The organism is Bacteroidota bacterium, from assembly GCA_020161395.1.
Lineage (GTDB): Bacteria > Bacteroidota > Ignavibacteria > Ignavibacteriales > Ignavibacteriaceae > UTCHB3.
The window spans coordinates 267,241-292,724 of record JAIUOE010000001.1 but is presented as its reverse complement, the minus strand read 5'-3'; the positions used below and the strand labels follow the sequence as shown (position 1 = coordinate 292,724).

The following is a 25,484-nucleotide window of genomic DNA, read 5'->3' as shown; positions in this document are numbered from 1 at the left end:
TGAGGGTGCACCTGGAGGGATTACAAAAACTTTGTGAAAATTTGAGTAAAATTTGTCAGAAATACTATAATTGCTATAAATTCTGCGACTCAATTCTATAGTTTAGTCAAAATTTTAACTTTATTTTTGCAAGTGAGAGATAATCTCGTAATTTGCATAATTAGCTAAGGAATAATTGTGATGATCATCGAATCAATTTCATTGAGATTTTGCAGTTTTACATGGATGTTTAATAAGAAGGAGGAGCTAAAATGTTGATTAAATTTATAACCGATAAAAACTAAACCAAATGTATTTGATTTTTAAAAACTAATAAAACACAGCGAGCATGCTGTGTTACATATTGACTCAATTATCAAATGGGAGAATAAGTAATGCATGTTAAATCGATAAAAGATTTTAGATCATTTTATAAAGAAAAGATTAAACAAATTCAGGGAGATAATCGCGATGAACATTTTGTCGGGCACTCCACTGAGCAGTCAGGTGAAAAAATTTTCGGTTTCTTTGAATTGTTTCATGGCGACAAAGAGGATATAAATAAGTTTATCAAACCTTTTTTGGATCTAGCGCCCGATAGCCAAGCTGTTTATGAATTCCTACAAAATGCCTATGATGCAGAGGCGCAAATATTCGCATTTCTTTTTAATGAAGATTACCTGTTTGTTTTTAATAATGGCAAGAAATTTTCTTTTGAAGGCATTAGATCAATACTCAACATTGGACAATCAACCAAGGAGTCCAAGAGTAATGTCGGCAAGTTTGGAATTGGATTTAAAATTGTTCATAGATTGCTAGGGGAGTCAGATGGACAAAAGGAATTAAATAATTACTCTGGACCGGTTGTTTTTTCCTGGAATAAACTCGATGATCTCAAAGAACTTGCATCTTTTCATGACAACTTAAATGTTTCAATATCTACTCCCAATTTCACGAAAAGCGACCCAGGCAAAGAATATATTGAGACAGATAATAATCCTTGGCTTTTCAAGATACTATTAACAAACTTCCCTCTTGGATATCAGGAAGAATTCAGGGATTTAGAGTACAAAATGAGAGAGCGAATATTTTCAGAAGAAGAGCTCATTCAACTCTCCCGTCTAACCAACACATATATTTTTGAATCCAATAAATTCGATAATTCCAAGTTGGAAGAAGGCACGATAGTCTTTCTTAAATTGGGGCCAAAGAAAACAAAAAGTATTCTCAATGATATTGCCACATCAACAATTTTAAGTTCATTGAATTTCCTAAATGCTTCTCAAACTGGTCACAAAATTTTAGAGAAGATATATCTTCATTCGCTCGATATTGTACAATCAACTTCAAAATACAACACAAAAGTCTTTCAGATTACAAGCGTAGAAGCTGAATACGAAACTGTATTGGCAGATGCGAATGAAGCTGATAAACCTGAGTTAATCGAGCTAATGCTTCAATATTCTACTGATGTGAAAGATGTTTCTTTGAAATCTGAGCCTAACTTGTATCTATATTTTCCGATGAATGAAGAACACCTTCAGTTAAACTTTGTTGTTCACTGTAATGTATTTCATAATCAGAGCTCCCGAACTGGACTTGATTCAGATAGTCCTCGTAACAGGAAGATACTTAGAATCTTTTGTGAAAAGCTGGTTAACTATCTTGAGACTTTAAAATCTAATGACAAACAGGAGTATAATAAGATTTTTTGTGCCATAATTCAATCTGATAAAGTTGAATCTGAAAATAAAAAATGGGCCGTCGATCTCTTATACACTCCACTATTATCTTATTGCAAAAGCAATATCCCATCATCGAATGGCTTCTATTTCTCAAAAGATAAAATAAGAGTTAAAATCACAAAGTTAAATATTAATCCCTCCGATTTTGGAGTGACAAGTTTTGAATGGTTCTTTTTCGAGGATCTTGAATTAGTTAGTCAAGCGAGGGATCTAAAAAAATTGGGTGTATCAAATGCCGGGCTATCAGATCTTTTATCAGTGACAGACGATATTACACAAGTTAATGATTGGCTTCTCAATCATAAAGAGCAGTTGCAAGTATTTTGCGACGAATTAAATGATAAACAAATAAATAAATTCGATTCAAATCGATCAACCACATCATTATTCAGAAATTTATCTAATATCAAATTTTTATTATTTTCGGATGGACATCTATACTCGGTTGTTGATATACAAACGAATCAGAAACTGTTGCCCCTGACTGAAAAATACATTCATGTTAATGAGGTGTTTAAGAAATTAGGGTATCTCACTTGTATAATAGATACATCAAAGATCAGGAATATACATTCATTTTTGGGTGATTTATTCCCTCACCTTAAAGATACGAACGAGTTCCTTAATACCCTCACTTCAAGAATCAATGGTGCAACAGAAAGTTTAACACAAGCCGAGGTGAGAATTTTGTTGGAATACTTTAATAACATCTCCGCTCCCATATTTACAAAACTGGTGCTGTCCGAAGAAAATGGACTGTATAAGGTTAAAGCCAAAACAAATAATTGTCTCCAAATATTTATCTCAGACAAGTTGCCTTTTCTGAAAAATCTTGTAAAAGATAAACACTTAAACAAATATGTACCTTTAATAGCTGAATTTGAAGAATTTATTACGAATAAAACAGACTTACTTAATGGTAATAGCTTGTATGAAGCTATATTAAATGAACCAATTGAGCATGCATCGTTATTAGATGTTATTTTGGAGGCGGATAGTAAAGATATTCAAAAACGGTATCTTAAAATGGTTGATAAATACTTCATCCAGTGTGAAACCACCTATGATCAGAATTCTTATGAGCACAAGATATTAGAATTAGCCATCTCCTTGGGAGTGTACAATATCAAAGAGAAAATTATTATCAGGATGAAAGATGGTACTACGATAGCACTTAAGAACATTTCTTGTCATAACAGAGTGTTTTTCAATTTCGGAGAAGAAAATACAACAGAATATGAGTTAATTCTTTCGAGGATCCTTCCGGAGTATTCTGGGTCAGCTGAAATTGTCGAAGATATTGTAAAATCTTTCCCCGACCTTCAAGAAAAAATATTGCTCTCAGAATTGTTTAAAGTTGGTGTAGAAAAGCCAAAAGAAGAGATAATTGGAGAAATGGGCTTAGATCTCAATGATCCACATCAATTAGCTTTTTTAATTTTATATTTAAGTACAAATCGCGATTCTACGATTGATGTATCAAAATATTCATTTATCAATTATTTAGGTGTTAAGACAAACTTCAACAAGAAGGGGAAATATTTCTCCAATTTTCATTCATTTATTGATCCCAACTATATTTTAGATGAATCTTATACGGAAATAAATGCTCTCCTAAAAATTGATTACCAAAAGCCTGTTTTTACAAGTGCATCATTTCCCGTAGTAATGAAGCCAATCTTGGAAAATGGCGAGTATAAATGCTTCCCGGTAAAGAAAGACTTAAAAAATGATTCGTTAGCTCAACAAGATTTGTTTCAAGCATTATTTGAAGAGTTTAGTAGCAGAGCTGATAGCACAGAAAAGATAACTTTCGAAGAGACCACACATAATGTGAATTCGACTGAGAAAATTAAATATCTTAATGCTGTGAAGATGGATTTTTTAGGCTTTGAACCCGAAAAAACTGTTTTTCCCTCTGATTATGCGATAGAGATAGAGATTCTTCCCGATTGGGTACTCTCTTGGCTCAACGATGGTGACAAAAAACAGAAACTTAGGTACCTTGAAGTTCTAGGTGTGAATATGGATTCATCTGATTTAGTCTCTTTAAGGAAGATGCTGTTGTTTGGAGATCCACATATTTCTAATGATATTGTAGCTGGATTACGAGAGTTGAAAAAAGGTTATCTGGGAAGAAGTATGTTATATGCCTTGACAAGGAAAATTGACTTTTACTCAGGTACCTCCAATCTTGAGTGTCTAAGAATGATTTATCAGGTATGCGAACCACAAGAAAATGTACCTTGCATTTTTATTAATGATGTAGATGAGTCGGGTAAAATACATTACGAAATTAAGGAATCCTTTAAAGACCATAAAATTTGGCACATTAATCCAGATGAATCAGAAGATATACTCACTAACCTAAAGCCAATTCATCAGATTATTAAGAATCGAAATGAATTGTTGTGTGATTTCCGGGTAATACCAGAGAATTACAGTCACTTCCTTGGCTCACACGGAATTGAATATCAGATTACTTTTGAGATACCCACTGAAAATAAAGAATATGATAAAGACTACTATAAAATATGGAAAAAAGAAACAGCACCCTTTTTCACTATTTACGAATGCAACAGCCACTCTCGAAAAAATATTACCAATCATTATTCTTTTGGCGATCAACGAATATTTGCACGAGAAGAAAGCACGATAAAAATAATTGGTGAAACTCGCGAGATATTCTTTGTACCACAAACTGAACGGACAGTTGAAGACCTACTGAAAGGTATCATAGGAGAGGGGGGATTTACTCAAGAGCATTTAGATTTACTTGCCAAATTTAAGGAAAATGAACCTGAAGAGATCAAAAAATTGTATGACAAGGAATTTGACAACTTAGTTGATTTTTCTGTTGAAGACATCATTAAAGTGAACAATACATACTTTATAACTGGAGAAAATAAGACATTCGATGAAAAGCTGTTAGAACTTATCAACGCACAGACTTCACCTTGGAAAGGATACATTTATCATTTTACTCATTTGGAAAATGCTATAAAAATTATCAAAATGAGTAAAATCAAATCCAGAAATTCCGCAGATTTTCTAGATTCCGCAGGTTCTTCTTTTATACAAGCCACTCAAAATCGCATTAAGGATTTTGCCCGTTTCTATTTTAGACCCAAAACCCCTACACAATATTATAATGAACATTTGGGTAAAACTACTAAGTTAGGAGATCTGCCACAATGTCCGGTTCCGATCTTCTTCCGGTTTAAAATGGAGCAAGTACTAAAAACCCATCAGAATATTTGTTATGTAAGTAACGGTAATCTTAGACATTACCCTACTACGCAATTCGGTAACACTTATGAATTCCTCAAGCAGTTTAACTTTAAGAACCTGTATTCGAATATTAATGATTGTGATTTATACGAATTTCTAAACGCATCTCAGCAGGAATTCGTAATCGAAGGAGAGTTGGATTTTTCTTTGATTGAAGATTATGATATTATTTGCCCTGATGAGCACAGTAAAATGTCGTTGTTAGCTTTAATTGGGGATTTTGTTGTAGATTTTAATAAAATAAAAGTTGATAGTTCTTATTACTACCTAGAGAATCCGAAGGTATTTATAAATACGATGGAAGATAAAATTACCATTGCCATTCCAGAGAAGGTAAGTTCAGGAACATTGCTTGCAGAAACCAAAATATTGGTCAAAAATAGCTCAATTACACATTATATTGAAACAGACAAGCGTGTTAGAATTACATCTCCAACTAATGCCACACTCAAAATATTTTACCAAGGACTAAACAATCAGCAGCAATGGTTAGTATTTGCACGGGGAGAGCAAATCACTGGTGGTGATTCTCTTTCAACTAGTTCAACAGATACTAAAAATCTAATTGCTCTGGTCTTAGGAATTGATGTCCGTTTCCCGGGATACTACAATACTAACATCAGGCACTATACCCTCCAACAACATACTGAGTTAGTTCTTCACGAATTTGAAAAGTACTTTGGGAATCTTAGAATTGTTGGGGCGATGGAAAGAGAGACATTTAGCCTGTTTTTAGTACTTCATGATATCGGTAAGGCTCCTGCACATATCGCAGGTAATAAAGAGGATCAATATAAGCACTCAAAGATGCTACTTTCAGAAGTTCGATCTAAACTCCCAATTAGCGATTCGGAGTACTCTATCTTTTTAGCACTGATTAAAGATGATCCCCTTGGAAAATATTTTCAAGGTAAATATTCTTTGGATACAGCAAAAAGTGTAATATTAGAAACAAGAGATAAGTTCAGCCTGGATTTAGCTGAATATTTTGAAAAACTTACGATCTATTATCAGGTAGATGCAGGTAGTTATACCGAAGATGCAGGAGGAATAAGCTATCTAGAGCATGTTTTTCAATATTTCGGTGGCAGTAAAGTCCGACATTCTGAAGAATCACGATTGATTTTTTCGAGCAAATATGAAATGATGTACATAAAATTAAAACGAGCAATTTTTGAATGAGTAATATTAAAATAATCAAAGGGAATCTTTTTACCTCAAACGCACAAACCATAGTTAACACTGTGAATACCGTGGGAGTTATGGGAGCAGGTATTGCCCTTGAGTGTCGACTAAGATATCCTGACATGTTTTCTAAATATGTTGAATTGTGCAAAAACAAGCAGCTTAAGGTTGGCATGTTATGGCTTTATAAATCAACTGATCGTTGGATATTAAATTTTCCGACCAAGGAAGATTGGAAAGGTGATTCAAAAATTGAGTATCTGGAAAAAGGATTATCCAAATTTGTTGCTTCTTATCAGGATAAAGGCATTACTTCAATTGCATTTCCAATTCTTGGATCCAGAAACGGGAAAATACCAATTGAAGTTTCTTTGGAAATTATGCAGAGGTATTTAACCAAGTGTGTAATACCAATAGAAATTTATCGATATGATAGTAAAGCAAGTGATGAACTCTTTGAAAAACTGAAAGTTTATTTATCCCAGTTGAGTATAAACCAAATAATTGAGAAAACACATTTAAGTAGATCTTATGTTGATAAACTTCTCTTGGCACTTTCAAACCCAAAAGTGAATACAATTACTCAATTATCAAAAATTGATGGTCTCGCAATTAGAACTCTAGAAAAGTTATTCAGCTTCGTTTTGGCAAATGGGAATGACCTACCAAAAAAGCCAGGTGCACTTAAAGTGGCCAAAAATCATAAAAAAGTCGTAAATCGAGACAAATTGACATTATTGCAATTGGAAAATCACTTGTTGAATGCGGCGAATATTATTCGCGGGAAAATGGATTCATCCGAATATAAGCAATACATTTTGGGGATGCTGGTTCTAAAATGGTTATCCGATCAATTTGAAAGTGAAAAAAACACCTATTTTGAGAAAGATGTTCACTTAGGTTTAAGTGAGAAAGCTATTGATGGACAGAAAGAGTATCCTTTTCAGTATAGTGGTCATTTCTTTGTTCCAAATGAATCCCGTTGGAATACCATTATGGGACAAAAAGTTGACATTGCAATCAAATTAAATATTGCTTTATCAGCACTTGAAAATGCTAATTCTGAGTGGGGGGGAGTGTTGCTCGGCATTGACTTCAATGCCAAAAGAGGTAATTCTCGTAAAATCCCTGATAAGAAACTTATTGATTTGATAGCACATTTTAACAAGTATCGACTTTCGAGAGAGGACATTTTATATCATGATCTTTTAGGTGCAGCATTTGAATACCTCATCAAGGACCTCGCTGATAACTTAGATAAAAAGGGAAGTCCGTTTTATACCTCACTACAGATTTTTGGACTTTTATTAAGGCTTGCTAAACCACAATAATTTGTTACTGTATAGGTCCCCACTTGTGGATCATTCGTATTAAATTATTAATCGTACTAATATATTCCATAATAAGTTAAGTTTCAAATGATCAGCCACTAATATGTAATCCTGAGCGCAGGGTAGGAGTGATTGGGGATGGACATTTAGGCTACGAATATTTAATCCCGTGAGCGGGATATCAGGGTGTTTGGAGTTTTAAGATTTGCTACAGCTATCAATTCCTTGCCGGGAAAAAGGCTGTGGGATGATTGATCATATTTCTACGAACATGACATCCGCCCGGACGGATTTTTTGAGAGAGGGGGGATTCAATTTTTTTACAAACATGGCATCCTGATGGATTGAGATTGATAATATTGCTCCTCTGCGTAATTCCGTTTAATCTGCGTGTATCCGCGTCCCTTTCGTCCTGCTAATCTGTGGTATATAAAGATTCCTATCAGGGTTTTTCTTATCATTTTGATAAAATATCTTTATTAAAATAATAATAGTGATCACTTTCCGACAGGAATGAATTCTCACTTTTGATAATTATTCCTTTGTTATCAGGCAAATTAGTGTTGGCACGATTTGTGCATCATCAAACATGTACAAACAATTTAACATATGCCCAACACATTTACCTATTTAGATGCTTTTGTAATAGTTCTATACTTGATCGTGGTATTAAGTATCGGATTCTATTATTCGAAGAAGAATGACGAAAGCTACAGCGGTTACTTCCTTGCGGGACGGAATACCGGCTGGATCGCGATAGGTCTGTCGATATTTGCCACCAATATTTCGAGTGAGCATTTCATTGGTCTTGCCGGTGCAGGATCGCTCAGGGGACTTGCAGTGGGGCAGTTTGAATTGATGGCAATTTTCACCCTGCTTTTTGCCGGCTGGTTTCTGGCTCCCGTCTATTTCAAATCAGGGGTGTTTACAGTTCCGGAATTCCTGGGGTTAAACTTCGATGTACGAATGAGGAAGCTGTTTGCAGCCTTCTCGATTGTAATTTACATCCTCACAAAGATTCTTGTTTCCCTTTTTGCGGCAGGAATTCTTTTCTACAATATTTTTGGTCTCAATATTTACGCATCCTCCATCCTGATTGTTCTTATTACAGGGCTCTATACTGTAATCGGCGGTGCACACGCAGTAATAAAAACACAGACATTTCAGGGAATAATCTTCATTACGGGTGCGGTAATCCTCTCAATACTTGGTTTCATAGCAGTTGGCGGGATAGATGGATTATATTCAAAACTTCCCGCCGATTTTTTTACAATGTTTAAACCTGCCACAGATAACGATTATCCCTGGACAGGCATTGTTTTCGGGGCTCCCGTTATAGCATTCTGGTACTGGTGTACCGATCAGTACATGGTACAGAGAATGCTCAGCGCAAGATCTGTCGAAGACGCAAGAAAAGGTTCTCTCCTCGCTGCAACTTTCAAATTACTCCCCATTTTTATTTTAGTGCTCCCAGGTCTTTTCGCCGCAATTTTATATCCCGAGTCGAGAGGTGACGGTGCCTACTCAGCCTTAATCAACGGAAACATACTCCCCGTTGGACTTAAGGGGCTGGTGATTGCAGGGCTTTTGGCTGCAATCATGTCTTCACTCTCCGGAGCTTTCAACAGTATTGCAATCCTCTTTACCAACGATTACTACAGGTTGAAATATCCCGAGACAAATGAGAGGAAGCTTGTGCTCGTGGGCAGACTTGCCACCACAACAGCAGTAATAGCTGCCATCCTTATCGTTCCTTTGGTAAAGATTGTCAGCTCACAATTGTACCTCTTTTTACAGAGTGTGCAGTCGTTTGTGAGTCCTCCGATTACTGCGGTATTTCTCTTTGGACTGTTTTCCGGGAAGATGAATTCCCGTACAGCGATTATCACCCTTGCAGTAACAGAGTCTCTTGGTCTGAGCCGACTGGTGCTCGAGTTGCTCCAAACGAACGGAGTCGCACTTCATCCATTTTTTGAAGCTGTGCTGGCGATAAATTTTCTCCATTTCTCTCTCTTTCTCTTCATTATCAGTGTGGCGATGATTCTGGGTCTGAATACAGGCAAGAGCAAAGACACAAACCCTTTTGCAGTTCAGTTTAAGAATTCATTCCGGGAAAGCGGCAGGGAAATGGCGGCGGGTTTTTCAAATATTATAAAGACACATACCCTAAGTCCCAGTTTTGTACTGTCTGCAATCGTGTTGATAATGATACTCGGATTGTGGAGTATCTGGTCATAGAGAAAAGATTTTAAGAAAACCAAAATTTCATTAACCAAAAACCACATTATTGAGGTAAAACACATGAAAAGAATCGTACTATCAATTCTTTTTGTTATCGGACTCTCGACCTCTGCAATTCCGCAGATAATCGAAAGTTTTGATAATAATCTTAGAGAGGATACGACCTATCAGTTTTCCATCGAAGGAAACACAAGTCGTATGGACTACACTGTCAACACTGCCGACAAAAAAGAAGGTGCAGCAGCGGGAGAGATCAAGTTTGTGATCGGTGCTGTGCACGAATGGGGCAGCTACGGACAGTTGATTAAAAGACTTCCTGTCGGTCAGTATTATGACTGGTCAGCTACCGATTCACTGGCATTGTGGATAAAGGTGGTTACACCTCCAACAATCCCGGTAAACATGGTATTCAGAATTCACATTGCAGACAGGCCTAATGATGGTGCCACACTCGAAGAATGGGTATATGAACATACCACCATTCTCGATGCTCAGAGCGACTGGGTTGAGTTGAAAATACCTATTAAACTCCTCTGCACAGACGGAAGCCAGACTCCATCAGATTCCGGTTTCGTTATTTTCCCTTCAGGATGGGGCGGTGGACCAAACAATTTCTGGAATAACCAGGAACTTGACTGGGATCATATCGTTGGATTCAACATTGGTGCAATCACCTCAGGTTACACACCCGGAACCAACCTTCCTGCAGATTCACTTACAGTAAGATTTGACGGTTTCAGAAGATTTGGTAACAGATCAGTTCCTGCAGTTTTCTTTAACGGTTTACAGTTCATGGGAAATCTTGCTGGTTTCAACTGGGGACAGTCGAATCTTGAAGTAATTACCGGTGCAGGTCCTGTGCCAAACAGCAACGCTGCAAAATGGACCCAGGGAAATGAATGGGGTAATGGCTGGACAGGTACAGGATTTAATGTAAGCCCTGTCTTCAACCTCGGAAGTTCATGGATGGTTGACAGTATGAAGATAAAACTGAAATGTCCTGCCGGAACCGGTCCACTCAGAGTACAGCTTGAAGGTGGCGGCGGCAAAAAAGGTACCGTTTTCACACCTGTTGGTGATGATCAGTGGCACAGCTATTCCTTCCCGTTAAGAGAGATGGCTTTCCAGGATAACACAACATTTTTCGATTCAACACAGGTGAATGTTGTTCAGATCATGGCTGAAGCTTCCGGTACTGCAGGCAGAGTAATCTGGATGACAGACTGGTGGACAGGCAATCCTAAATTTGATGTTATTGCTCCAAGCGCACCACAGGGTGTTGCAGCTTTTGCAGGAACATTTCAGAATGTCGTAACCTGGCTTGATGTTCCCGGTGAAACAGGCGAAACTTACGATGTTTATTATTCAAAGAATCCGATTACCGATCTTACAGCAGCCGGTGTTGAAGCTGTGAAACTCGGTGTTGCAGAGAATGCTCAGCTTTTCGAGCACATCCTTCTCGCTCCGAACACAAATCAGTCAGTTACATACTACTATGCAGTAACATGTAAAGACTTTGCAGGCAACAAGAGTGTTGTAAGCCAGAACTCCTCAGCCGTTACCAATACAGCAAAAGGAAGACCAACAATTTCACTCAATGCTCCTGCGAACTTCGTTGCCGATGGTAACCTCGCTGAATGGCAGCAAATCAATCCATTCAGAATGTTCCTTTCTGACGGTACAGGTCACCTTGTAACCAACACTACAATCAGTGGTGATGCTGACTGTTCAGCAAAAGCTTATCTTGCAATGGACAACCAGTATATGTACATCGCATTTGATGTCGATGATGATATCGTTGTTCCAAACGCACAAGGTTCATCATACCTGAATGACTGCCCTGATCTTTATATTGGTCTCTACAACTGGCGCGGAATGCCGCACACTTCCTACCAGAGAGGTGCACAGCCTGATTATCATTTCAGATTCGCATGGAACCGTGTAATTATCGACGGATCAGCCGGTACAGACAGTCTTATTGGAAAAGGTGCAAACTACTATTGGGAAGAGAAATTCCCTTCAGGTTACATTGTTGAATGCCGTATCAGCCTTGCTGATCTCGCTCTCCACGGAAATGACCTTACATTTGTACCAAAAGAAGGTTACAGACTTCCCATCGATTTCGCTTTGAACGATGCAGATGCAACCAACACAAGAGAAGGTATCATGACCTACTCTCCATACAATGAAGACAAATCGTATCAGGATGTTTCAAGATGGATATACACCTGGATAGGCAACCTTTGGGAGCCAACAGACATCAACGATCTTGAACTGACTGCTGACAGCTACATTCTTGCTCAGAACTATCCCAATCCTTTCAATCCAAGCACCACAATCAAGTATGCGATTGAAAAACCGGGTCTCGTAACCCTTAAAGTTTACGATCTTCTTGGAAAAGAAGTTGCAAGTCTTGTAAATCAGGATCAGGCAGCCGGTGTTTATTCGGTTAAGTTTGATGCTTCCCTCCTTTCAAGCGGAATTTATTTCTACAAACTTGAAAGCGGATCGTTCACGAAAATAAATAAGATGATGCTTGTAAAGTAGCATTTCTCCCCGTGAGTGCAGAAGCCCCGTGCTTCTGCACTCATCGTTTTGATCAGATAACTATTGGATATTCCGATGAGACAAAAAACAAACCATTTTTATAATAATATTTATGCAGCAGTGTTCTTGTTGCTCTGCATTATTGGTTCCGGTATCGCTTACGGCGGAGTGACGGGCAAGATATCCGGCAGAGTGATGGACGAGAAAACAGGCGAGCCAATTATTGGTGCAACGGCTGTTCTCGAGGGTACATTCCTCGGTGGTGTCGCAGACGCAAACGGATACTACGCCATCAATAATGTCCCACCGGGAACCTACCGGGTGATTTTTACTGCGGTTGGTTATCAAAAAACCATTATGGAGAAAGTGCTTGTAAAAATCGACCTTACAACAAATATCGATGTAAAGTTGAAAAATGCAGGCATCACTCTTGACAAGGAAGTGGTTATCACTTCAGACAGACCGCTTGTTCAGAAGGATCTTACCTCCACTTCGGTAACGATTTCTTCCGATGATATTAAAATGATGCCCGTGGAAAATGTCAGCCAGATAGTAAATCTGCAGGCAGGCGTCATAGACGGTCACTTCAGAGGTGGAAGATCTAACGATGTTGCCTACCTTATTGACGGTGTTTCGGTTACCGACCCGTTTAACGGAGGGTTCAACATTGAAGTGGAAAATGCATCCATCAGACAGATGGAGGTGATTACAGGGACATTTAACGCAGAATATGGTCAGGCTCTTTCCGGTGTCGTCAATATTGTTACCGAGGGGGGATCGAATAAATTCCGGACTGATTTCTCTGCCTATGTCGGAAATTTTGTTACAACACACAGCAATATTTTCAGAAATCTCGACAAGATCGACAGGCTCGCTCAGAAAAACTTCCAACTTACCTTCAGCGGTCCAATTACACCGGTTCCGAATCTGTACTTCTTCGTCACAGGAAGGTATTTCGACAATATCGGACATCTTTACGGGAAAAGAGTTTATAATGTTACTGATGATGTTCCGTTCTATCCTATACCCAACGATAAATCGTTCTGGATTCCACGAAATACAGGTGACGGTGAATATGTCTCAATGAATCCCTATACCAAATATTCGTTGAATGCAAAACTCACATACGCTCTCCCTACTGTAGCTTTCACATACTCTGTATTTTGGGACAAGACGAAGAGCAAAGGATATGATCACGGATTTTCATGGACACCTGACGGTGTAATGACGAATTACGGAGATGACTGGATACAAAATTTCCAAATTACAAATTATCTTTCATCCTCGACAAACCATTCTTTAAAAATCTCGGTCAACAACTACATGTTTAAGGGTTATCTTTACGAAGATCCTTTCGATCCGAGATATGTCAACCCGAGACAGGGTATAGCCCTTTCAAGCTACACATTCCGTTCGGGTGGAAACCAGGGTGGAAGATACGACAGAAGCACGAGAACTTATGTAGCTCAATACTCCCTTTCCTCGCAGGTCTCGAAAGAACACAAGATAGGGCTTGGAATTGAAGCAAGACAACATGAAATTTACAGTCACAATCTCGACCTCGTAAACCTGACCGACGGTCAGATTGACACCCTCGGAAATGTGATCTTTACCCCGGGATATCCTGCTGTAGGTACCATGTCCGATCAGGGTTCGAATATCGAATACTCCCGTAAACCGCTTGAAGTGTCGGCTTACATCCAGGACAAAATGGAATATGACATCATGATCATAAATGCAGGTGTCAGATTCGATTACTTCAAATCAAATGCAAGAATGCCCGTCAACAAACAGAATCCGACCCGCAACGCTTCATTCCCCGGTGCAGACCAGTGGATTGATGCGGATGCAAAGTGGCAGGTAAGCCCGAGACTCGGAGCTTCCTTCCCGATTACCGACCGTGGTATCATCAGATTCTCCTATGGACATTTCTTCAAGATTCCTTCATTCGAAAATCTCTACCAGAACCCCGACTTCATAGTAAGACCGGGTAACAGCCTGAATACAGTTGTCGGAAATCCCGACCTGAATGCTGAAAAGAATATCATCTATGAAATAGGTCTTCAGCAGGCACTTTTCGCGGATATTTCTTTGAACATGTCACTTTACTACAGAGACATCAGAAACTGGCTCGGCATGGAAATCGTGAATACCTATGAAGGATTCAAATATGCACGATTCATCAACAGAGATTATGCAAATGTAAGAGGTCTCGTACTCGTTCTCGACAAGAGATTCTCAAACTACTTCAGCGCAAAACTTGATTACACTTATCAGATTGCCGAAGGTAATTCCTCTGATCCTTATGCTGTTTACAATAAGAATCAGACTAATCCACCGATTGAAGAATCGAAAACGGTTGTTCCTCTTAGCTGGGATCAGAGACATACATTCAACCTGAGTGTCAATGTCGGTGTTCCGGGTGACTGGACAGTAGGTGCAATATTCCAGTATGGTTCTGGTATGCCTTACACAGAAGATCCAAAGATCTCAAAAGGTGTCCGCTTCGAAAATGGTGGAATAAAACCGACTTATTTCAATCTTGATATAAGAGCAGACAAGATATTCAATGTTTTCGGCGTCAATGTAAGAACTTATATCTCCATCTATAACGCATTGGACATCAAAAATGAGTTTGGTGTTTACGGAACAACCGGAAGAGCCAATGCGGACCTGAACACTCAGTACGCTGTCGATGTGATCGGTTTGAACACTATTGAAGAATACATTAACAATCCTTCGATGTACTCGACACCAAGAGAGATCAGAGTTGGAATTGGTTTCGATTTTTAATTCCCGGAGCTTCAGAATGTTAAAGAAAATATTTATAATTTCCCTTGTGCTCCTTACCGAACTGGTTTTTGCACAGGTATCCCCTTCCACCCAGCGCTACCGTAACGATCAGTACGGCAACATTTCCTTTAGAAGAGAAGGAGTGATGGACGGGAATCAGGTAAGAACTCTCTTCTACAACAACGGTGAAGTTGGTCAGTGGCCCTATCAGCCTTCGGGTGAATGGCCCAAGGGATCAGGTCACTCGTACCTCGACGGTGTAAGCGTGCTTATTTCTTCCGAAATAACTGCCCCCGGTACCGGACAGGTAGTGCATCCTCTCCAGACTTCTTATCGTGAATGGATGGATAAAGATCCTGTAACAGGTGAAATCTGGGGATTTGAACCCGTGCCCGGTTACAACAATTCCTCATCCAAGAAACCTTCGATTAATACCGACCCGAACTCGTGGCCCAAATTCTGGCCTCCTGCTCTCAATCTTACTCCCGAGTGGGACGGATACTGGTACGGTTATTTCGGAAGAGGAGTTTTAAACTCTGATTTCGAGACCTTCTTCGTCATGGATGATTCGAAGGACAAGGAATTCATGAGAAATCCCTTCTTCTTTAAACCGATTGCAGTGGATACTAACCGTGGCGGTCTCGGTTTAAGAGTTGAAGTGAGGGGCTTCCAGTGGTCACATGTACTCGCAGAAGATATTATTTTCTGGCATTATGACATTGTGAACATTTCAGATTACAACTATCCAAAAACACTCTTTGGTTTCTATACCGACTGCGGTGTGGGCGGAACAGACGACTCTGAAGATGACAACGCCTCTTTCGATCTGAAACTTGACATGGCATATTGCTATGACAACAACGGTCTTGGACTTCCTGACAACTGGAAAACGGGTTACTACGGATATGCCTATCTCGAAAGCCCGGGAAACGGCTACGACAATATCGATAACGACCAGGATGGTCTTACTGATGAAAAAAGAGACGACAATATCGATAACGACGGCGACTGGGTCAGATATACCGACCTTAACGGTAACGGCAAATGGGATCCTGCTGACAATGAACCGTTGAACGACGATGTTGGTAAAGACGGTGTTGGTCCTTATGACAGACAATATACCGGACCTGATGAAGGCGAAGGCGACGGAATACCTACCGATGGCGAACCAAACTTCGACAAAACAGACAAAGACGAATCTGATCAGATAGGTCTTACTGCCGTTTCACTCTACAGACTTGGTCAGGGTGGAACAGGCGGCGGCTGGCCAAAAGATGATGAATCGATGTGGCTGAAGATGTCGGCAGGTACCTTCGACACCTCGCTCCAGAGAGCAAACATCAGTATGGTTTTTGCTTCCGGTCCTTTCCCGCTTCAGCAGGGTCTGAGAGAGAGATTCTCGATGGCTCTTCTTTTTGGCGAAGACCTGAATGACATCATGTTCAACAAAGAGACAGTACAGCAGATTTACAACTCGAACTACAACTTCTCGAAACCTCCGTTGAAACCAAAGCTTACTGCGGTTCCGGGTGATGGCAAAGTATTTCTTTACTGGGACAACATAGCTGAAGAGTCCCGCGATCCTTTCCTTGGTTTCCAGAACAACGATCCCACAAAGGGATACAAGAAGGATTTCGAAGGTTACCTCATTTACAGAAGTCAGGAACCTGAATTTAACGACATTAAAGTCATCACTGATTCAAAAGGCTCTTCCAAATACTGGAAACCGATTGCACAGTTTGACCTTAAAGACAGTATAAAAGGTCCTGATCCCGTTGGCATCAATGGAGCTCATTTCTGGAGAGGCGACAACTCAGGTTTGCGCTATTCCTATATTGATAATGATGTTAACAACGGACAAAAATACTATTACGCTCTCGTTTCCTACGACATGGGAGATCCGAATTTCGGTACAGCCGGATTGCAACCCTCCGAGTGCACAAAAATCATTACAGAAGATTTCGCCGGTAATCTGCAATTTGTGGATATCAATTGTGCGGTCATAGTTCCTAATGCACCGGCTGCCGGATATCTTCCTCCCAACATCACCGGAGACATCAGGAATGTCAGTCAGGGTATCGGTTCAGGTGCTCTGAATGTAACGGTTCTCGATCCTTCGGCTGTTAAGAACGGTGCGTCATACGATGTTGAATTCAATTCGACAACAACATATCCGCTTTACAAGACTCTTTCTTATAAAGTCATAAAATCCTACAACGGAGTTGTTGATACACTTTTCACAGTCGATTCCTCCTATTTTGGAGCCGAGAGAATTGGTCCTCCATTCGACGGACTTGCAATTTCCGTATTGAATGATTCGGTTGTCTCACTCAGAGATACACTGACAGGTTGGGTAACAGGAAAGAGTAATCTTACAATGCTGGTAACTCCTGATCCGACCCCGGTTAGAGGAATTGCATGGCCAGCTGACTATGAAATCACTTTCTACGATACACCACAGGATACATGTTTTATTCAGTCACCACCGCTTTATACAAAATTCCCTCTGAATTTGAAAGTCTGGAACAACACTGAACAAAAGTATTCCAAGGTTGCCGTAAAAGACAATGACGGTTCGAAGGATCTTTCGATTGGAGATCAGATACAGATTCTGGAATTCCAGGGTTCACCTGTACCTGCCAATATCAGATTTGCATGGAACCTCTCCTACGATGTGCCTGCTGATCCAAATGCTCCGCTGGTTTACCCTGCTGCCAATGACAAATACCGGATCACAACAAAGAAACCGTTCAAGAAAGGTGATAAAATCCTTTTCTCCACCAAGTCAGCCGGTATAGACAACAGTCTTGCCAAAGGACAGCTTGGTAAAATTGATGTGGTGCCAAATCCATATCTGGGTGCTGCTTCATGGGAAAGAAGAAATCTCAATTCAACCGGCAGAGGAGACAGGAAGATCGATTTTGTAAATCTTCCGAGTGAATGTACGGTCAGGATCTACACCATCACAGGTCAGCTTATAAAGACTCTTTATAAAAACTCGACCTATCTTGATGGCAGCATTTCCTGGAACCTTGTTACAGATGACGGTATGGACGCTGCATACGGTGTTTACATTTATCATGTTGATGCACCGAATGTCGGAGAACACATCGGCAAATTTGCTCTAATCAAATAAGCGGACGGATTGAAATGAAAAAGAAGATATTTATCATAATGTTAATTGCTATTTCCGCAAATGTGGCATTTGCCCAAGGTTTCAAGTCTGATGTCTCCAAACGCGGAACAACCGCAGCCCCTTTCCTTTCCATAGGTCAGGGTGCAAGATCGGTTGCGATGGGAAGTGCCTTCTCCGGTGCTTCAAACGATGTAAGTTCAATCTACTGGAATCCTGCAGGTCTTACAAAGGCAGACGGTTTTCAGATGATGTTCGATCACACATCATGGATTGCGGATATAAAATACAATTTCCTTGCTGCCAGCTATAATCTCGGTGACATGGGAACGATTGGTTTTAGTTTCCTCAGTTCCAATGTAGGTGAAATGAAGGTGACAACAATCGATTATCCCGGTGGTACGGGAGAGACCTTTACCGCGAGTGATGTGGCTATAAGCCTTGCTTATGCCATCAGACTTACGGACAAGTTTTCGATTGGATTTAACCCGAAATTCATCTACCAGAGTATCTGGAAAATGAGTGCAACCGCTTTCGCTATCGATATGGGTGTGCAGTATGTTACACCATTTGACGATGCAGTGCTTGCAATGTCGATCTCTAACTTCGGGACAAAAGTTCAGTTGCTCGGAAACTCAAATCTCGTGCTTCACGATCTCGATCCGGGAAGTACCGGAAACAACGGAAAGATTCCTGCATATCTTGAAACAGGTGCATGGTCACTCCCTCTGAATTTCAGAGTTGGCATAATGTACACCCCCGTGAAATCGGAAATGCACAACCTTATCGTTGCTGTTGATGCAACCCACCCGAGTGATGACTATGAAAGTCTGAACATCGGAGCTGAATATTGCTTCAATAAATTCCTCTTTATCCGCGGCGGCTACAAATCAGCTTTCCTTCAGGATTCAGAAGAGAGATTTACCGCCGGATTTGGTATAAAACAGCATCTTATGAACAATGTTTCTGTAATATTTGATTACGCCTACCAGGATTTTGGAAGGTTCTCCAATATTCAGAAATTTACAATGTCCGTAACATTCTAATTATTTAACCGGCTCCTGCTTCACCAGATGCGGGAGCCGGGTTGTTTCTCATAAAAGAAAATAAAAACATGACCAAAAAACTGCTTCTACTTGTTGCTCTTACCATTCTGCTCACGGAATATCTCTCTGCAAAGGACTATAAAGGTGCCGAGTTCAGAACAAAGCAGACATACCTTTACGGGAGGTTCGAGGTTTCTTTGAAATCTGCCGCCCGCGAAGGAATGCTTTCTTCTTTCTTTACTTATCACGAGTTTAGCACAGGTATCCAGGACTGGAACGAGATCGATATCGAAATTCTCGGCAGATATGAGAATGATATCCAGTTCAACGCCATTACCCCGAATCAGGTGAATCATGAGAGTCATTACCCCTTGAACTTCCTCCCGAGTGCTGATTTTCATACCTACGCATTTGAATGGACTCCAAACTATGTCGCCTGGTTTGTCGACGGTGTCGAAGTGTACAGACAAACAGGAGCACACATCCAGACCCTGAACAAAGCTCAAAAACTGATGATGAACATCTGGAATCCCACTTACACCAACTGGGCGGGTGTCTTCGATCCCAATGCTCTTCCCGCTTTTGCATATTATGACTGGGTGAAGTATTACACCTATACACCGGGATTGGGCAACTACGGAACCGGTAACAATTTTTCTCTCTCCTGGTCGGATGAATTCGACTACTGGAATACTGCAAGATGGGAAAAAGGAACCCATACATTCAATGGCAATGGTTGTGATTTTGTTGCCTCCAATGCGGTTATCACCAATTCGAAATTGATTCTCTGTCTTACAGATGCCGTTAATCTCGGGTACACCGATGTGAAATCACCTGTTTTTCTGTCTGCAAGAGTGACCAACAACAAAGTGATTGCATACTTTTCCGAAGAGCTCGATTCAGCATCGGCACAAACAATTGGAAACTTCAACATTCCCGGTTCAACTGTAACCTCTGCCAGAATCCTCACGGGGCTGAAAAGCGTAGAATTGACCGTTGACGGATGGGACTTCACCTCTGCAAGAAACCTTATCGTACTGAATGTGAAAGACCGGTTCAATAACACGATTGCTGCGCGGGCAATCTCGATAATTCTCGAAAGAAACTGGAGCTGGCCCATTAAAATTAATTGTGGCGGAACCGCTCAACTCGGATATCTCCCCGAAAGTGACTATGGTTTCACAACTGATTACGGTTCTCTTGATGGCTCGAACGGCTCATTTTCTGCAGGACTCCAGATCAACGGAACGGATGAAGACGAAATTTTCAGAAGTGAAAAATACGGACTCGCCACTTACACCGTGAGGGTTCCAAATGGAAATTACAAGGTAAAACTGATGTTCGCAGAGAACTATTTTACACAGGCAGGAAAGCGAATTTTCAGTGTCTTCCTCGAAAACAGCAGAGTTATCAACCAGCTCGACATTTTTTCAGAAGCCGGGGCGAACACTGCATTGATCAAAGAGTTTAACAATATCGCAGTTAACGACGGCAAGATAGACCTTCACTTCGTTACACATCTCGATAAACCATTGATTAATGGAATTGTAATTGAGAAACTGCCTTCCGGTATCGAGGAAGGTTCAACCGATATTCCCGGATCATTTATCCTGAATCAGAACTATCCCAATCCGTTTAACGGACAAACGGTTATCTCCTTTTCTGTGAACAAACCCGGTTTTTTTACATTTTCCCTTTTCAGTCCAACGGGTGAACAGTTAATTAAAAAAGAGCTGGGCTGGCTGGAAGAAGGATCACATTCTTTCCCCCTCGGGAGGAAGGAGTTGAGTGCCAGTGGCATCTATTTTTTTTCTCTCGCCACACCCTCTTCGCTTGAAACAAAAAAGCTTGTACTCTTAAACTAAACGGTTAAAACAAATTTATCATATACAACAAAATACAGTAAATACCATGAAAACTCTCAGACTGTCAATTATAACATTATTCCTTCTGGCATTTCTTCCCGTTGTTCTCTTCGCTCAGAAGACTGACAAGGAAATTAAAGATGAAGTCCAAAAACTTGTCGGGAAAATGACTCTTGAAGAAAAAGTTGGTCAGATGACACAACTTACAATCCAGGCAGTTTCCAAAAAACAGGGAAACAAGGACCGGCATCACGAACTCGACCTTCAGAAGCTTGAAGAAGTGATTGTAAAATATCATGTCGGCTCCATTCTCAATGTTTACGATAAAGCTCATGAGATCGAATACTGGCACGATGTTATCACAAAGATACAGGATATTGCCACAAAAAAGACCAGATTGAACATTCCTGTAATTTATGGTATTGATGCGATTCATGGCGCCACATACACGGTAAATTCCACTCTTTTCCCTCAGGCTCTTGGAATGGCTTCCACTTTTAACCGTGAACTGGTAAAAAAGGGAGCTGAAATCACTGCACTCGAAACATACGCCTCGGGAATTCCGTGGAATTTTAATCCCGTTCTTGATGTCGGCAGACAGCCTTTGTGGCCCAGACTTTGGGAAACGATGGGAGAAGATCCGTTTCTCGTATCTGAACTCGGCAGCATCTATGTAAAAGCTTCCCAGGAAAACAACCTGATTCCAAAAGACCGTTTTATTGCATGTCTGAAACATTATGTAGGCTACAGTTTCCCGTTTAACGGACTCGACAGAACCCCATCGTATATGTCCGAGAGAACTCTCAGAGAATTTTTCCTCCCTCCTTTTGAAGCTGCTGTAAAGGCAGGTGCCCTTTCTGTTATGGTCAATTCAGGGGAAATAGATGGAATACCGGGTCATGCAAACTATCACCTCCTTACTGAAGTTTTGAAGGGTGAGATGCAGTTCAAGGGATTTGTCGTCTCCGACTGGGAGGATATCAAGAGACTTTTTACCCGCGATAAAGTCGCCGATTCTCCAAAGGAAGCTGTCCGTCTTGCTGTAATGGCAGGAGTGGATATGAGTATGGTACCGACTGATTTGAGTTTCTATGAATTGTTGCTCGAACTTGCAAAAGAAAGCAAGGTACCGATGTCGAGAATAGATGAAGCAGTCAGCAGAATCCTTTATGTGAAAATGAAAACCGGGCTTTTCGAAAATCCCTACCCGGACAAGACTCTTCTCCCAAAATTTGCTTCTCCTGAAAACACAGAAGCCAATCTTAAAGCCGCCAGTGAGTCGATTATACTGCTTAAAAATGACAAAAATGTTCTGCCTCTTAATAAAGACAAGCAGGTTTTTGTTACAGGACCCACATCCAACCTGTTGACAGTACTTAACGGTGGCTGGACTGTAACCTGGCAGGGTAACGAGGAATCATTAATGCAGAAGGATAAAAAGACAGTTGCCCTCGCAATGGTTTCCGAGGTGTCTTCCAAAAAAATAATTTTTAACGAAGGTTGCACATTTGATAAGGAACTTGATGTAGAGAACGCACTTAAGCTGGCAAAGCAATCTGATGTTGTTGTACTCTGCCTCGGTGAGCCGGCTTACTGCGAAACCCCGGGAAACATTACTGATCTGACTCTTCCAAAGGCTCAACTGGACTATGCCAAAAAGATTATTGCAACAGGTAAACCCGTCGTTCTCGTAATGCTCGAAGGCAGACCGAGAATAATCACTGAAATAGCAGACAAGGTTGACGGAATTGTAGTGGCTTTTCTCCCCGGTATGCAGGGTGGGGTTGCCATTTCTGATGTTTTGTACGGCAAGACAAATCCGAGTGGTAAACTTCCGATAACCTATCCTAAATCACCAAACGGCATTACTCTCTACGACTACAAACCGATCGAATTCTTTGACGGAAATAAATATGATCCTCTTTTCCCGTTCGGATATGGACTTAGCTACACAAAATTCGCATACTCGAATTTGAAACTGAACTCCTCTGAAATGACTGAAAACGGAGAAATAAAAGTTACCGTTGATGTTAAGAACACAGGTGACAGAAAAGGGAAGGAAGTGGTGCAGCTCTATCTGACCGACATGTTTGGTACGGTAAGCAGACCCAACAAACAGTTAAAAGGATTTGAAAAAATTGAACTTTCACCCGGTGAAACAAAAACTGTAACATTCGTCATAAACAAAGATCACCTTTCATTTATTGGTCTTCAGAATAAAAGAATCGTTGAAAAAGGTGATTTTATGGTTACAGTTCATAATCTTCAGGCGAAGTTTACACTAAAATAAGGAGTTATCTCCGAAAGAGTTTTAAAATGAAATCTTTGTTGATGTTGTTCCCCGGGGCAGTCTTCTGTTTGATGTTAACGGCTACTCCCTCTGCCCAGGGGTTTCTTAAAGTAAGCGGAAAAACGATTGTTAAAGGTAACGGTCAGGAAGTTTTCCTTAAGGGAATCGGTCTGGGTGGATGGTTGCTGCAGGAGGGCTACATGCTCCACACTTCAGCCTTTGCCAACGCACAATGGCAGATAAGAGCTAAAATTGTCGATCTTATTGGTGAAGCGAACACTGAACAATTTTATGAGACCTGGAGAAAGAATTATGTCAGAAAAATTGACATAGATTCCATCAAAGCCTGGGGTTATAATTCGATCAGGTTGCCGTTTCACTACAATTTGTTTGCCACAAATACCAATCCGCCTCAGTTTCTGACAAAAGGATTTGATATTGTCGATTCTCTCCTCTCCTGGTGTGAAGAAAATCAGCTTTACCTTATCCTCGACATGCACGCTGCACCAGGGGGACAAAGCGATGAACCGATAAGTGATTACAATTCGGCTCTTCCTTCCCTTTGGCAAAGTGCCCAAAACAGGGATCTGACTGTAAAGGTCTGGCGAAAAATTGCCGAGAGATACAAAGACAAACAATGGATCGGCGGTTATGACCTTCTGAATGAACCCAAATGGGACCTCGGAACCAATAACCAGCCTCTTCGGGATCTCTATATCCGGATCACAGACACAATCAGGGCAGTTGATACAAACCATATTATCTATATCGAAGGTAACTGGTTTGCAACCAACTTTACGGGCTTGACACCCCCCTGGGATGCAAATATGGTTTACAGTTTTCATAAATACTGGAATACCAATAATACAGGTTCCATACAGTATCTGCTCGATCTCCGAAACAGTTCAAACAGACCTCTTTGGCTGGGTGAAACAGGTGAAAACTCAAACCACTGGCTGACAGAAATGGCTGAACTGATGAAAAACAATAACATCGGCTGGGCAACCTGGCCCCACAAAAAAATTAAATCAGCAGTGGGTCCCCTCTCTGTTACGCTCTCGCCTCTATACCAGACTCTGTTGAATTACTGGGGTGGAAGTGGTTCCAGACCTTCAGCATCGTATGCTCAAAGTGCCCTGAGTGCACAGGCAAATGCCTTAAAACTCGAACTTTGCACTTACAACAAGGACTACATCCATTCTCTTTTACAACAGCCCTTTTCGAATGCGACAACACCGTACGCTGAAAATCTTGTCCCCGGGACAATATATGCCCCCGATTACGACATGGGAAGAAATGGAGTGGCATATTCAGATGTTGCTTATCAAAACAGCAATAACGGAACAACCTACAATTCAGGTTATGAGTACCGGAATGACGGAGTGGACATCGAAAAATGTAACGATTTTTCTTCAAACGGCTATGATGTCGGCTGGATTGACAACAATGAATGGCTTTCGTACACAGTGAAAATTCAGCAGAGCGGGGTATACAATATCTCACTCAATGTGGCTTCACAGAACGGCGGCGGCAGCATATTCCTTCTGATGGATGGTCAGGGGCTTGGAAATTTTCTCAATGTCCCCGCAACAGGTGGCTGGCAGAGCTGGCAATATGTCACACTTGAAAATGTGAATCTTACTGCCGGAGTCAGAAAATTCATGATCAGATTCTACACCGGTGGATTCAACCTGAGCAACATTGATTTTACTCTAATCTCCACTGATGTGAAGGACGAAAAGGCAGCCCCTGCCGAATTTGCACTGAATCAGAATCATCCAAATCCGTTTAATCCTTCCACTATGGTAAAATACTCGATTCCTTCGGACGGGTTTGTTAACATTAGTGTGTTCAACACACTCGGCGAGAAGGTGGCAACACTTGTAAACGGAGATTTAAGTGCGGGTGAATACACCGTTTCATTCGATGCAAAAGATCTGGCAGGTGGTATTTATCTGTGCCGCATGGAAACCGGAAATTTCATTTCGACCAAAAAAATGGTTCTGCTCAAGTAGAACCTCAGAGATTCGGAACCTCA

10 protein-coding genes are annotated in these 25,484 nt (G+C 40.7%); all 10 read left to right on the top strand.

Features of this window, described 5'->3' with window-relative positions; translation table 11 throughout:
• Positions 1–374: 374 nt before the first annotated feature.
• The gene (locus tag LCH52_01185) at positions 375–6,197 is read left to right on the top strand and encodes a DUF4433 domain-containing protein (GenBank protein ID MCA0387086.1); all 5,823 of its coding nucleotides are present in this window, start codon (positions 375–377) and stop codon (positions 6,195–6,197) included.
• Complete coding sequence (locus LCH52_01180; protein MCA0387085.1) at positions 6,194–7,531, top strand: type I restriction-modification system subunit M N-terminal domain-containing protein; 1,338 nt, start codon at positions 6,194–6,196, stop codon at positions 7,529–7,531. The genes LCH52_01185 and LCH52_01180 overlap by 4 nt, the downstream gene beginning before the upstream one ends.
• A gap of 609 nt (positions 7,532–8,140) precedes the next feature.
• A complete protein-coding gene (locus LCH52_01175; GenBank protein MCA0387084.1) occupies positions 8,141–9,769 on the top strand; it encodes a sodium/solute symporter in 1,629 nt (542 codons plus the stop codon).
• A gap of 63 nt (positions 9,770–9,832) precedes the next feature.
• Entirely contained in the window at positions 9,833–12,319 is a 2,487-nt protein-coding gene (locus LCH52_01170) for a T9SS type A sorting domain-containing protein (GenBank protein ID MCA0387083.1), read from the top strand.
• 75 nt (positions 12,320–12,394) lie between these two features.
• Positions 12,395–15,112 (top strand): TonB-dependent receptor, encoded by a 2,718-nt coding sequence (locus LCH52_01165; protein MCA0387082.1) that lies wholly within the window; start codon positions 12,395–12,397, stop codon positions 15,110–15,112.
• A gap of 16 nt (positions 15,113–15,128) precedes the next feature.
• On the top strand, positions 15,129–18,248 hold the full coding sequence (locus tag LCH52_01160) for a hypothetical protein (protein ID MCA0387081.1): 3,120 nt from the start codon (positions 15,129–15,131) through the stop codon (positions 18,246–18,248).
• Between the two features lie 14 nt (positions 18,249–18,262).
• A complete protein-coding gene (locus tag LCH52_01155) occupies positions 18,263–19,291 on the top strand; it encodes a PorV/PorQ family protein (GenBank protein ID MCA0387080.1) in 1,029 nt (342 codons plus the stop codon).
• 68 nt (positions 19,292–19,359) lie between these two features.
• Positions 19,360–21,156 (top strand): family 16 glycosylhydrolase, encoded by a 1,797-nt coding sequence (locus tag LCH52_01150; GenBank protein MCA0387079.1) that lies wholly within the window; start codon positions 19,360–19,362, stop codon positions 21,154–21,156.
• A gap of 46 nt (positions 21,157–21,202) precedes the next feature.
• On the top strand, positions 21,203–23,446 hold the full coding sequence (locus LCH52_01145; protein ID MCA0387078.1) for a glycoside hydrolase family 3 C-terminal domain-containing protein: 2,244 nt from the start codon (positions 21,203–21,205) through the stop codon (positions 23,444–23,446).
• Positions 23,447–23,472: 26 nt separating this feature from the next.
• On the top strand, positions 23,473–25,461 hold the full coding sequence (locus LCH52_01140) for a cellulase family glycosylhydrolase (protein ID MCA0387077.1): 1,989 nt from the start codon (positions 23,473–23,475) through the stop codon (positions 25,459–25,461).
• The last annotated feature ends 23 nt before the right edge of the window (positions 25,462–25,484 follow it).

Bases quoted from the DNA above. Each gene is read 5' to 3' on its own strand.
- LCH52_01155 (MCA0387080.1), top strand. From the start codon at position 18,263: ATGAAAAAGAAGATATTTATCATAATGTTAATTGCTATTTCCGCAAAT.
- LCH52_01150 (MCA0387079.1), top strand. From the start codon at position 19,360: ATGACCAAAAAACTGCTTCTACTTGTTGCTCTTACCATTCTGCTCACG.
- LCH52_01145 (MCA0387078.1), top strand. From the start codon at position 21,203: ATGAAAACTCTCAGACTGTCAATTATAACATTATTCCTTCTGGCATTT.
- LCH52_01160 (MCA0387081.1), top strand. From the start codon at position 15,129: ATGTTAAAGAAAATATTTATAATTTCCCTTGTGCTCCTTACCGAACTG.
- LCH52_01180 (MCA0387085.1), top strand. From the start codon at position 6,194: ATGAGTAATATTAAAATAATCAAAGGGAATCTTTTTACCTCAAACGCA.
- LCH52_01175 (MCA0387084.1), top strand. From the start codon at position 8,141: ATGCCCAACACATTTACCTATTTAGATGCTTTTGTAATAGTTCTATAC.
- LCH52_01165 (MCA0387082.1), top strand. From the start codon at position 12,395: ATGAGACAAAAAACAAACCATTTTTATAATAATATTTATGCAGCAGTG.
- LCH52_01185 (MCA0387086.1), top strand. From the start codon at position 375: ATGCATGTTAAATCGATAAAAGATTTTAGATCATTTTATAAAGAAAAG.
- LCH52_01140 (MCA0387077.1), top strand. From the start codon at position 23,473: ATGAAATCTTTGTTGATGTTGTTCCCCGGGGCAGTCTTCTGTTTGATG.
- LCH52_01170 (MCA0387083.1), top strand. From the start codon at position 9,833: ATGAAAAGAATCGTACTATCAATTCTTTTTGTTATCGGACTCTCGACC.